Origin of the sequence: Halopiger aswanensis, from assembly GCF_003610195.1 — an archaeon.
Taxonomy (GTDB): domain Archaea; phylum Halobacteriota; class Halobacteria; order Halobacteriales; family Natrialbaceae; genus Halopiger; species Halopiger aswanensis.
The window spans coordinates 149,955-161,947 of the sequence record NZ_RAPO01000002.1 but is presented as its reverse complement, the minus strand read 5'-3'; the positions used below and the strand labels follow the sequence as shown (position 1 = coordinate 161,947).

General features: G+C 66.5%; 10 protein-coding genes. 7 read left to right on the top strand and 3 right to left on the bottom strand.

All coding sequences use genetic code 11. The annotated features are described in order from the left end of the window. Positions 1-52: 52 nt before the first annotated feature. The 4 genes from ATJ93_RS07905 to ATJ93_RS07890 all read left to right on the top strand — a co-directional run bounded on the left by ATJ93_RS07905 (position 53) and on the right by ATJ93_RS07890 (position 7,752). Positions 53-1,180: a DUF63 family protein gene (locus tag ATJ93_RS07905; RefSeq protein WP_120244133.1), complete on the top strand. Its 1,128-nt coding sequence runs from the start codon at positions 53-55 to the stop codon at positions 1,178-1,180. Between the two features lie 331 nt (positions 1,181-1,511). Beyond that, positions 1,512-3,881: an amino acid permease gene (locus ATJ93_RS07900; protein WP_120244131.1), complete on the top strand. Its 2,370-nt coding sequence runs from the start codon at positions 1,512-1,514 to the stop codon at positions 3,879-3,881. Positions 3,882-4,079: 198 nt separating this feature from the next. Then, positions 4,080-6,386 (top strand): amino acid permease, encoded by a 2,307-nt coding sequence (locus ATJ93_RS07895; protein ID WP_120244129.1) that lies wholly within the window; start codon positions 4,080-4,082, stop codon positions 6,384-6,386. A gap of 85 nt (positions 6,387-6,471) precedes the next feature. Further along, entirely contained in the window at positions 6,472-7,752 is a 1,281-nt protein-coding gene (locus ATJ93_RS07890) for a BNR repeat-containing protein (protein ID WP_120244127.1), read from the top strand. A gap of 81 nt (positions 7,753-7,833) precedes the next feature. Here ATJ93_RS07890 and ATJ93_RS23570 read toward each other — a convergent pair whose 3' ends face one another. After that, positions 7,834-7,989, bottom strand: coding sequence for a hypothetical protein (locus ATJ93_RS23570; protein WP_170155534.1), 156 nt, complete (start codon positions 7,987-7,989; stop codon positions 7,834-7,836). 58 nt (positions 7,990-8,047) lie between these two features. Further along, positions 8,048-8,671 carry a universal stress protein gene (locus ATJ93_RS07885; protein WP_120244126.1) on the bottom strand — a complete coding sequence of 208 codons (624 nt, stop codon included), beginning with the start codon at positions 8,669-8,671 and terminating at the stop codon, positions 8,048-8,050. A 247-nt stretch (positions 8,672-8,918) separates the two neighbouring features. Between ATJ93_RS07885 and ATJ93_RS07880 the strand changes: the two genes are divergently transcribed. From ATJ93_RS07880 to ATJ93_RS07870, 3 genes are all read left to right on the top strand, one after another. Further along, the gene (locus ATJ93_RS07880) at positions 8,919-9,572 is read left to right on the top strand and encodes a helix-turn-helix domain-containing protein (RefSeq protein ID WP_120244124.1); all 654 of its coding nucleotides are present in this window, start codon (positions 8,919-8,921) and stop codon (positions 9,570-9,572) included. 180 nt (positions 9,573-9,752) lie between these two features. After that, the gene (locus ATJ93_RS07875; protein WP_120245214.1) at positions 9,753-10,640 is read left to right on the top strand and encodes an NOP5/NOP56 family protein; all 888 of its coding nucleotides are present in this window, start codon (positions 9,753-9,755) and stop codon (positions 10,638-10,640) included. Further along, positions 10,633-11,274 carry a fibrillarin-like rRNA/tRNA 2'-O-methyltransferase gene (locus tag ATJ93_RS07870; protein ID WP_120244122.1) on the top strand — a complete coding sequence of 214 codons (642 nt, stop codon included), beginning with the start codon at positions 10,633-10,635 and terminating at the stop codon, positions 11,272-11,274. Before ATJ93_RS07875 ends, ATJ93_RS07870 begins: the two co-directional genes overlap by 8 nt. 26 nt (positions 11,275-11,300) lie before the next feature. Here the strand turns inward: ATJ93_RS07870 and ATJ93_RS07865 are convergent, their stop codons facing one another. After that, positions 11,301-11,795, bottom strand: coding sequence for a hypothetical protein (locus ATJ93_RS07865; RefSeq protein WP_120244121.1), 495 nt, complete (start codon positions 11,793-11,795; stop codon positions 11,301-11,303). Between the last annotated feature and the right edge of the window lie 198 nt (positions 11,796-11,993).

Sequence of the window (11,993 nt, the reverse complement as noted above, 5' to 3'; positions counted from 1 at the left end):
CGGCGAATCGAGAACCGGAAACGGTAAGCGCCCGCCGTAACGGATATCGGGTATGTACGAGTCCATCGAGCGGTACGGGCCCGAACGCGTTTGGGCCGCGGCCGTCGTCCTCTTCGTCGCGGGGGTCGCAGGGGCTGCCGCCGCGTTCCCCAAGCAGGTGTACGTCGAGTTCATCTGGCAGTACTACTGGGGGCCGGTCGTCGCCGACGCCCACAGTTGGAGTTGCGTCGCCTGGGCGGGCGGCGAGCAGCTCCCGTGCTCACAGGCCGGCCCGAACGCCGGCCCGACCGCGTCGCCGGGCTACACGTTCGTCTCGTATGCGGGCTACATCCCGACGCTCATCCTGGGCGTCATCGGGGTCGTCTTCCTCATCAAACGCCTCGAGATCGAGCGGTATCGGGCGGGCTTTTACGGACTCTTCCCGTTCATGCTGTTCGGCGGCGCGCTGCGCGTCGTCGAGGACGCGAACGCGGCCGCCTACCGCGCCACGGGGACGCTCGCGATCGATCTCCCGTGGTCCGGATTCATCATCAGCCCGCTCATCTACTTCACCGTCTTCGCCGTCACCGCCGTCGCGGTCGTCGTCTCGGTCTGGCTCGAGCGCAACGACTACGTCTCGGGCTACGAGTACCCCCTCTTCGCGATCGGTACCGGGCTGCTCACGCTCACGCTGGCCCACCTCGGCTACACGGCGGCGACGGAGGCGTTCTCCCGGTTTTACCCGCTCCTGCTGATAGCCACGCTCGTCGGCGCGACGGCCGCAACGTGGCTCACCTGGGCTGCGATCCAGCGGTTCGCGCCCGGGATCAACCGCGGAACCGAGTACATGGGGATCGTCGTCATCTGGGCCCACGCGGTCGACGGCGTCGCGAACGTCATCGGGCTCGACTGGGCGACCGCCTTCGGCCACTCGAACAATCTCGTCCCGAAACACCCGATCAATGCGGCCATCGTCGACTGGACCGGCTCGATCCTCCCGCCGAGCGTCGTCGCCGTCACCGGGGAAGCTTGGCCGTTCCTGCTGGTGAAACTCGCCGCGGCGGTCATCGTCGTCTGGATCTTCGACGAAACGGTCTTCGAGGATAGCCCGCGCTACGCGATCTTGCTCATGATCACGGTTGTCGCGGTCGGACTCGGGCCCGGCACGCGAGACATGCTCCGGGCGACGTTCGGCGTCTAACCGTCGTCGCTGCGGCTCCGTTCTCGGCCCGGTGACGGCGCCCCCATTCGTCGACCCGCCGTAGCGTCGCAAAATTTGAAATGTTTGCGCGTTTCACGAATACGGTCATTAGTCGTTAAACGAACGAATTAAGGGCGGCGTGGCGCTTCGATTTACTATGTTCATCAAAACTCGAGGAGTCGCGCCTATCGGTTTGGAACCGTCCTGTTGCGGCGTTCGAGTGTAAGCTAATGCCGACGGTCACCGTCGGAGGGGAGATGCGGATACGCAAGACAGACATGGTGGGGATCACAACGTCGCGTTCGACCGCGGACGAATCGAGGGGGAAACGATGAGCGGCAGCGACGACGAACTCGCGAAGGACCTCGGGCTCCTGTCGGCGATCACGATCGGGATCGGCACGATGATCGGGGCGGGTATCTTCGTGCTCCCGGGGACCGCGGTCGCAGACGTCGGGCCGCTCGCAGCCGCGACCTTCGTTATCGGCGGTATCACGGCGATGTTTACGGCGCTGTCGGCGTCGGAACTCGGGACGGCGATGCCGAAATCCGGCGGCGCGTACTTCTACATCAACCGTGCGCTCGGGCCGCTGTTCGGCTCGATCAGCGGCTGGGCGAACTGGTTGGGATTAGCGTTCGCGTCGTCGTTCTACATGTACGGCTTCGGCGAGTACGTCAACCAACTCGTCGGCGCCCCGGCGCTCGGGCTCGGACCGGTAACGGTGACGGCGGCCCAGACGATCGGCCTCGTCGGCGCGGTGCTTTTCATCGCCGTCAACTACTTTGGTGCCAAGGAGACCGGCGGCCTCCAGATCGTCATCGTCGTCACGCTGCTTGCGATCCTCGCCGCGTTCACCGTCGTCGGACTGCTGAACGCGGATATGGAGTCGCTGCAGCCGATCGTCGAGGAGGGCGCGATGGGCGAAGTCCTTCCCGTGACGGCCCTCGTCTTCGTCTCCTACCTCGGATTCGTCCAGATCACTTCCGTCGCCGAGGAGATCAAGAATCCGGGGCGGAATCTTCCGCTGGCGGTCATCGGCAGCGTAGCGATCGTCACGGTCGTCTACGCGCTGTTCCTCCTCGTACTGCTGGCGGCGGTACCGACCGAACTGGTGGCCGACAACGAGACGGCCGTCGTCGAAGCGGCCCAGTTGCTGTTCGGCCAGTACGAGATCTTCGGCTACAACCTCGGCCTCCTCGGCTGGGGAATGCTGCTGTTCGGGGGCCTCCTGGCGACCGCTTCGAGCGCGAACGCGTCGATCCTCTCGTCGTCGCGGATCAACTTCGCGATGGGCCGAGAGAAGATCATCTCGCCGTCGGTCAACGAGATTCACCCGCGGTTCGGGACGCCGTTCAAGTCGATTCTGATCACCGGGACGCTCATCGTCGTCTTCCTCCTGGTCGGGAACATCGAACTGCTGTCGACCGCCGGGTCCGTGCTCCACCTGATCGTGTACGGACTGTTGAACATCGCGCTGATCGTGATGCGGGAGGCCGAACCGCCCGATTACGACCCCGACTTCGAGGTGCCGTTCTATCCGTTCGTTCCGATTATCGGCGCGGTCTCGTCGTTCGCGCTGATCGCGTACATCGAACCGTTCGTCATCGCCCTCTCGGCCGGGCTGGTCGTCTTCGCAGCGGGCTGGTACCTGCTGTACTCCCGGACGCGGGTCGAAAACGCCGGCGTCTTCGCCAACTGGATCCTCGACCGGTCCGAGGAGATGCCGGACGTCGCAGTGAGCGCCGCGAACGCTGCACGCCCCGCCAACGAGGAGTACACGGTCGTCGTCCCGGTCTCGAATCCGCGGACCGAATCCGAACTGCTCGAGCTCGCGAGCGTGCTCGCGAAGGCCAACGACGGCGTCGTCCAAGCGGTTCACATCGTCGAAGTGCCGGACCAGACGCCGCTCCGGGAGGGGTCCGAACACATCCAGCGCATCGACGCGGAGTCGCAGGCGTTGATGGAGCAGGTACGGGAAGATACCGAGACGCTCGACGTGCCGGTCGACGTACGGACGGTCGTCTCCCACCGCTCGTTCGAGGAAGTGTTCGATGTCGCACGCCGGGAGCAAGCCGATACGGTCGTCATGGGATGGGGACCGAGCCGCTCGTGGAGCGCGGGCCGCGCGGAACGGCCGCTCGACGAACTCACACACGACCTGCCCTGTGACTTCCTCGTGCTCAACGACCGCGGTCTCGAGCCCGACCGCGTGCTGGTGCCGACCGCTGGCGGTCCCGACTCCGATCTGAGCGCGGAGGTCGCGTGCTATCTGCGCGATCAGGTCGGCTCCGAGATCACGCTCTTGCACGTCGTCGACGACGAATCCGAACGGGCCGACGGCGAGGCCTTCCTGACCGAATGGGCTGCCGACCACGGGCTCGCGGACGCGACGACCCAGATCGACACCTCCGGCGATATCGAAGCCGCGATCGCGACCGCGTCCGCTCAGCACTCGCTGGTCATTCTCGGGGCGACGGAACGCGGGCTGCTCTCGCGGCTGGTCCGGGGATCGCTCGCCTCCGACGTCCTCGAGATGGTGGATTGTTCGGTCATCCTCGCGGAGAAGAGCCACGACCGCAGCATTCGACAGCGTCTCTTCGGATCCGGTAACGATTCCGAATCGCTCGAGGCGGCCGGCGCTACACCAGGTTCGTCGACAACGGCAGTGTCGGACGGTTCCGACGACGGGCGAAGCGAGTAGGAATCAGGAAAGCGTATTCTCACGCGGCACCGATTTTCGATCCGTTCGAATTTGCGCCCAGAATATTCGGTAACCGAATAAGCTAAGGTGGCGTCCCTCCTCGGCTGCCCGTACGGAGTATTCGGAGGGCCACCATGATAGGACACACTTGCGTTCATCCGCGGATCGACGATCGGCTCCCACCTCGAGGTGGTGGGGATGGCTGAGACCGACGAGGAACTCGCGAAGGACCTCGGACTGCTGTCAGCACTCGCCGTTGGAATCGGGACGATGATCGGGGCGGGTATCTTCGTATTACCCGGCGTCGCGGCACAGGAGGCCGGTCCGATCGTCGTCCTCTCGTTTATCGTGGGCGGGATGATCGCCCTTGTCAACGCCTTCACGGTCAGCGAACTCGGGACGGCGATGCCCAAAGCCGGCGGCGCGTACTACTACATCAACCGCTCGCTCGGGCCGCTGTTCGGCTCGATCTCTGGCATGGGCGACTGGATGGGCTTGGCCTTCGCCAGCGCGTTCTACTGCATCGGTTTCGGCGGCTATCTGGCGGACATTCTCGAGGGCGTTGTCCTCCCGATCCCCGGAATTGGCGAGATCACGCTGATCCCGACGATCGTGCTCGGGCCACTCGTCCTCTCGGACATCCAGATCGGTGCCCTTCTCGCCGGCGTCGCGTTCGTCGGGGTCAACTACATCGGCGCGAAGGAGACCGGCGGCGTCCAGACGGTTATCGTGACGCTGCTGCTCGGTATCCTCACCGTCTTCGCGATCTTCGGCTTCTTCTCGTTCGACTGGGGGACCGTGATGATCGACGGGAGCGTCGCGCCGCTCGGCTACGGCCAGATTCTCCCGGGGACCGCGCTCGTGTTCGTCTCGTTCCTCGGCTACGCGAAGATCGCGACGATCGGGGAGGAACTGAAGAATCCGGGGCGAAACCTGCCGATCGCGATCATCGGCAGCGTCGCCATCGTCATGGTCATCTACGCGATCCTCGTGGGCCTGATGGTCGGGATCATCCCCTACGACTCCATCAGCGACGAGACGCCGATGTCCCACGCCGCGGGCATCGTCTTCGACGGCAACCTCGGCGCGGTCGGCATCGCCTCGATCACGATCGCGGCGCTGCTGGCGACCGCCTCGAGCGCAAACGCCTCGATTCTCGCGTCCGCACGGATCAACTTCGCTATGGGGCGGGACAAGATCGTCACCGACTGGCTCAACGAGATCCACCCTCGGTTCGCGACCCCGTACCGTTCGATCGCCGTCACCGGCGGCATGATCCTCCTATTTATCGCCGTTCTGGGGAACGATCTCGAGGTGCTCTCGAAGGCCGCGAGCGTGCTTCACCTGATCGTCTACGCGCTGATCAACGCGGCGCTGATCGTCTTCCGCGAGGCGGACGTGCCGGAGTACGATCCGGACTTCGAGGTGCCGTTTTACCCCGCCACGCCGATTGCCGGGTTCTCCCTCTCGCTGGCGCTCATCTACTTCATGGACCTGAAGGAGGTCGCACTGAGCCTGCTGTTCGTCGTTATCGCGGTGGTCTGGTACGGAATCTACGCCCGCAACAAGACCGACCGCGAGGGCGTACTGAGCAACTATATCCTCTCGCGATCGGGAACGATGCCCGACGCGGCGGTGACAGCCGCGAGCGCTGCACGCCCCGCCAGCGACGAGTACACCGTCGTCGTCCCGGTCTCGAACCCGCGGACCGAATCCGAACTGCTCGAGCTCGCGAGCGTGCTCGCGAAGGCCAACGACGGCGTCGTCCAAGCGGTTCACATCGTCGAAGTGCCGGACCAGACGCCGCTCGAGGAGGGCTCCGAGCACATCCAGCGCATCGACGCGGAATCGCAGCAGTTGATGACACAGGTCCGTGAGAGCACCGAGACGCTCGACGTGCCGGTCGACGTGCGGACGGTCGTCTCCCATCGCTCGTTCGAGGAAGTGTTCAACGTCGCGCGCCGCGAGAAGGCTGATACGGTCGTCATGGGCTGGGGGCCCGGTCGCCCCTGGTCCGCAGGCCGCGCGGAACGGCCGCTCGACGAACTCGCACACGACCTGCCCTGTGACTTTCTCGTGCTCAACGACCGCGGTCTCGAGCCCGACCGCGTGCTGGTGCCGACCGCTGGCGGGCCCGACTCCGATCTGAGCGCGGAGGTTGCGCGCCACATGCGCGACCAACTCGGCTCGGAGATCACGCTCCTGCACGTCGTCGACGACGAGAGCGAGCGAACCGCAGGTGAGACCTTCCTGACCGAATGGGCCGCCGACCACGGGCTCGAGGATGCGACGATCCAGATCGACGCGTCCGGCGACGTTGAGGGCGCAATCGCGACGGAAGCGACCCACCACTCGCTGATCGTCCTCGGCGCGACCGAGCGCGGACTGCTCTCGCGACTGCTTCGGGGCTCGCTCGCCTACGATGTCGTCCACGACGTCGACCGGTCCGTGATCCTCGCCGAACGGCCAACCTCGCGGTCGCTGCGGGAACGGCTGTTCGGCTGAGCCGCCCGCGGCCCCGTTTTCTCTCGTCCACCGTTTGATCGCGTGTCAGAAGCCCTAATAATACTGGGGCGTGATACCCCGTCTCGTGGTCTCTAACACCGAACTCGAGGAGCGATCGCGGACCGAAATCGCGGACGTCTGGGCGGGGGCGGCGGCCGAGTTCGACCTATACACGCGGGGTGACCGGCAGTTCGTCGCGTTCTACGACGCCGATCGGAATCTGGCGGTCGGTCAGCGCGAACTCGGGACCGACGACTGGACGGTCGCCCGCCTGCCGGAGGATCGCAAGGTGAAGTGGGACGCCCACAACGACCTCACGGTAGCCGTCGATCGCGACGGCTACCTCCACCTGAGCGGGAATATGCACGTCCACCCGCTGAAATACTACCGGACGCGGGAGCCGCTGGACGTCACCACGTTCGAGCGGCTCGACGAGATGGTCGGCAGCGAGGAGTCACAGGTCACGTACCCGCAGTTTCTCCGCGGTCCCGACGACGAACTCGTCTTCAAGTACCGCGACGGCTACAGCGGCGGCGGCGACTGGCGCTACAACGTCTACGACGAACAGAGTCGAGAGTGGGAGCGCCTGCTCGAGGAGCCGCTAACCTACGGCGGCGACGCGATGAACGCCTACCCCTACGGACCGGTCGTCGGCCCCGACGGGGACTACCACCTGTGCTGGGTCTGGCGCGACCACGGCGGCGCGCAGACGAACCACGACCTCTGCTACGCGCGCAGTCCCGATCTGCGCGAGTGGGAAACCAGCCAGGGGGACCCGCTCGAGTTGCCGATCGACATCAATTCGGGCGACCTCGTCGATCCGGTGCCGCCCTACGGCGGGATGATCAACAACAACACGAAGATCGGTTTCGACACCGAGGGACGAGTCGTCGTCAGCTACCACAAGTTCGACCACGAGGGGAACACGCAGCTCTACAACGCCCGTGCAGAGGCCGACGGCTGGGAGATTTATCGGACCAGCGACTGGGACTACCGTTGGGCCTTCGGCGGCGGCGGCACCATCCCCTTCGAGATCGAGTTCGGCCCGGTCGAACGCGAGGACGGGAAGCTGGTCCAGACCTACGACCACGTCGAGTACGGCACCGGCAAGTGGGTGCTGGACGAGGAAACGCTGACGCCGACCGACTGGTACTCGCCGTGGCACACCTACCCCGACGCGCTGCGAGAGGTGCGGACGGCGTATCCCGACATGCAGGTCAACTGGGTCGACGACGGCGGCGACTCGCCCGGCGAGACGCAGTACGCACTCCGCTGGGAAACCCTCGAGCCGAATCGAGACCGGGAACGCGAGGAAGCGCCGCCGTCGACGCAGTTGACCGTCCACGAATTCGAATCGCGAGAATGAGTTCCCTCGGTTGTGGCCGAACCGGCGACGATGGGGCGACGATGGGGCGACGACGGGGCGACGGGGCTGCGATGGACGCAGTCAGGGTTTGTCGATGACGACCCGAGCGCGCTCGTCGCACGAACAGTTGTTGTGCGAACTGATCGGGTAGCGCCGTCCGTCGGGTCGGATCCACACGGCGTAGACCGTCCGGCACTGCTCGCACATCACGACGCCCTTCTGTCGGTCGTTCGTCACCGTCGACCACCCTCGATCTCGCCGTCCCCGGGGACGGCGTCGGTTTCGAGCGACACGGTCAGTCACCCCCGAGCGACGACGCGGGGATCACGGTGACCGGAACCGGCGAGTGACGGACGACGGTCTCGGCGACGCTTCCCTGCAGGAATCTCGCGAGGCCGGACCGACAGTGACTCCCGATGACGACGTGATCGACGGCTTCGCGGGTCACGTACTCGAGAATGCCCTGCGTCGCCGACCCGACGCGGCCCGCCGTCCGGATCCGTTCGTCGCAGCGGTCGGCGATCTCGATCGCGCGCTCGAGTTCGGCCGGGCGTCCGGCCAAGAGTTCGCCGTCCGTGCTCGCGCGCGGTTCGGTCGATGGTGCCGGTGCGTAGACGACCGTCGAGTCGTCGACGATCGTCAGCGCGGTTACGGCGGCGTCGGGAAACAGGTCGAAGGCCGCCTCGAGCGCATCGTACGCGGGGCCGGAGTCGTCGAACGGGACGAGGACGCGGGACGGGCCGTTCGCGCTCGTGAATCGGTCTCGGCCTCGGTCTCGGTCTCGCACTCGGCTGTGCACTCCCTCTCGTTCCGGGTTCCAGTTCCGGTCGACGTCGCGGACTCGTTCCCACACCCGCTCTCGAGGAACGTCAGCGGTGTGTAACTCGCCCGCTACCGTGGGGTCGTCTGGTGTCGTCATGGGTTTCCGCCTCCGGCCGGAATACAGCGAGACCGGCGACAAGGGTTGCCTTCAGCCTCGATTCGCTGGCGTCCCGTCGGACGCTTCGGTATCGAACGTCAGGCCGTCGCGTCCGAGCGAGCCGACCTTCGACCTCGAACCGATTCGACGACCCCCGAGCGTTTTTACGTTCGATCTCGAAGGACGATACCCGTCCCGCGCCGTCAGGAGGCACCCAGCACGACACGCCAGTCCACCGACGATACCAATGACCGTCATCGCCGACATCTCCGTTCCCGCGGACGCGTTCCCGCTCGGTCGCGTGCTGGAGGACATCCCGGGGGTCGAAATCGAACTCGAGCGTATCGTTCCCCTCCAGGAAGCCATTATTCCGCTGTTTTGGATTTCCGGCGGCGAGGCGAGCACGATCGATACGACGCTGCGCGACCATCCCGAGACGAAGGCGGTCGACCAGCTCACGTCCGCCGAGGACGCGACGCTGTTCGAAGTCCGCTGGAGTCCCGACATTAACGGCCTTATCGGCGCGCTCGTCGACACGCGCGCGAAAATTCTCGAGGCGACCGGGACCGCCGACGAGTGGGAGTTTCGACTGCGCTTTTCGTCCCACGAGGAGCTGTCCACGTTCAACGTCGCGCTCACGGAAAACGACATTCCCGTCACGTTGCGCCACATCTATAATCCCACTCTCCCGGAGGACGAGGCTGCGCTGTCGGCCGAGCAGCGCGACGCGCTACTGACGGCGTACCGACAGGGGTACTTCGAGGTACCCCGACGCACGACGCTCACCGAACTCGCCGACACCGTTGAGATCAGCGACAGCGCGCTCTCACAGCGTCTCCGACGGGCGACGAACGCGGTCGTCGAAGACGCCCTCCTCCGGGACGACGATCCGAACGAGTGATGCACCGAACGTGGCGTTCAGGCGCTTATCGGCGCGTTTTCGGCTCGAGGCGAGAGCGAAGGGGCCGGACTCGAGCGGGACGATGCGCAGCCGATGGCGGTCGACGCTCGAAGCGGCCGCCACCTCGACCGGAGAACGGTTCGGGAACGCATATACGAGCAGGGGGACAACCGTCGGGTAATGAGCGACGGGACCGATCCAGCGGCAGGGAGCTGGTTTGCGGACGTTGATTCCGGAGATACCGACGCGGCCGCCGAGGCGATACGGGACGGCCGCGCCGACGAGCCGAACGACTGGCCGACGCTCGCCGTTCAAACTGGCGCCGCCGAGTCGACCGAGGCGTACTACGACCGCCTGAAGGAGGCGACGACCGCCGCAACCCGCGCCGCGGTCGCCGAACGCGAGGGGGCGGACGACCGCCAGCTCGTCCACGCGGTGCGCGCGATGGACGACTGCGAGCGGACGGCCAACGAGCTCGCCGAACGGCTCGCCGAGTGGGCCGGGACCGTCGACCCCGACGCGGGGACGGGCGTCGAGTACGCCCGCGAACTGGCGACCCGCGAGGATCCCGAACCCGGGGAAGCGGCGATCGTCTCGCTGGCCGAGCGCGTCGCCGGCCTCGCGGACGAGGCCGAGGAGCTGCGGGAGTTCGTCGAACGGCAGACCCCGACCGTCGCCCCCAACCTCGCGGCGCTGGCCGGCCCCGTGCTCGCGGCCCGGCTGATCTCGCTGGCCGGCGGCCTCGAGGAACTCGCGAAGAAACCCAGCGGCACGATTCAGGTGCTGGGCGCCGAAGACGCCCTGTTCGCCCACCTGCGCGGGCACGCGCCCTCGCCCAAGCACGGGATTATCTACGTTCACGACGCGGTCCGGGGCACCCACCCCGAGAACCGCGGCTCGGCGGCCCGCGCGCTGGCCGGCAAGCTCGCCATCGCCGCCCGCGTCGACCACTACTCGGGCGAGCGCAAGCCCGAACTCGACGCGGAACTCGAGGAGCGCATCGAGACGATTCAGTCGCGGACAGTCGACAGCAACAGCAGCAACGACGGAGGTGGCAGCGATGACTGACGCGCTCCCCGACGGCATCGAGCGCCGCGAGTTCGACGGCACCGAACGCCTCGCGACGCGGGGCGAACCGGTCTACGGCGAGCCCACGGACGGCGAGTGGCGCACCTGGAACCCCGACCGCTCCAAGCTCGGGGCGATGCTCGAGCTCGGCATGGACACCGGCCTCGAGGGCGGGGACGACGAGACCGTCCTCTATCTGGGCGCCGCCAGCGGCACGACGGTCAGCCACGTCGCGGACTTCGCGGGCCCGACCTACGCCGTCGAGTTCGCCGCGCGACCGGTCCGGGACTTGCTCGAGGCGGCCGAATCGCGCCCGCGGCTGTTCCCGCTGCTCAAGGACGCCCGCAAGCCCGAGACGTACGCCCACGTCGTCGAGTCGGACGTCGACGCGATCGTGCAGGACGTCGCCACGCGCGGGCAGGCCCGCGTCGCGCTCGAGAATCGACGATTCCTGGCCGAGGACGGCCGGCTCCTGCTCGCGGTGAAGGCCCGCAGCGAGGACGTGACGAAGGATCCCGGCGAGGTGTTCGGCGAGGTTCGCGAGGAACTCGAAACGGGCTACGAGATCCTCGAGTCCGAGCGGCTCGAGCAGTACCACGCGGACCACCTCGGGATCGTCGCACGGCCGCGCTGAGGAGGGGTTCAGTTTTCGTTTGGGGCTCAGTAGCCGCCGGGCAACGCGAAGACGAAACTCAACAGCGCGATCGGGACCGTAAACAGCAGCGCGTACCAGGCCGCGCCGACCACGAGCAGCCCCCACGTCGGCCAGCCGTAGCCGGTCGGATCCCAGTCGACGCCGAGCCGCGGCAGGCCGACCGCACAGAGGATGGGGAGGCCGACGACGTACAGCACGCCCAGTTGGAAACAGAGGGTGAGGAAGGCGTTGCTCCAGGCGACCCCGCTCGAGTCGACGAGCGCGAGGATAGCCAGGAAGCCGGCGAGGTAGGGGATCGACGCGCCGATGCCGATGAGGACGTAGGTCGGCAGCGTACGGCCGGCCGGCGGCAGCGAACGAAAGAGGGCCCTGAGCCGCTCGGACAGCAAGAACGGCGCCCAGAGGACGGTCGCGACGAGTCCGGGGACCAGCAGTAGCGCAGCGAACGCGAGCCACTGGCCGAGTTCACCGACGAAAGCGGAGGGGAGGGGCGGAGACACGGATCGAATTCACTCGCCGGATAATTCTGCCGAAGGAACATATTTCGATCGGTGGGCCCTCGCGCTCGAGTCGCGCGGTGGGGCGCACAGCGTCACGCTGACGCCGGCGCAGGCGGCGACGGGCCGGAACCGAACCGAAGCCGGAGGGACGCGCCGACTCCAAACCGTATTTACTCCCGGCGTGGAAAAGATGCCACG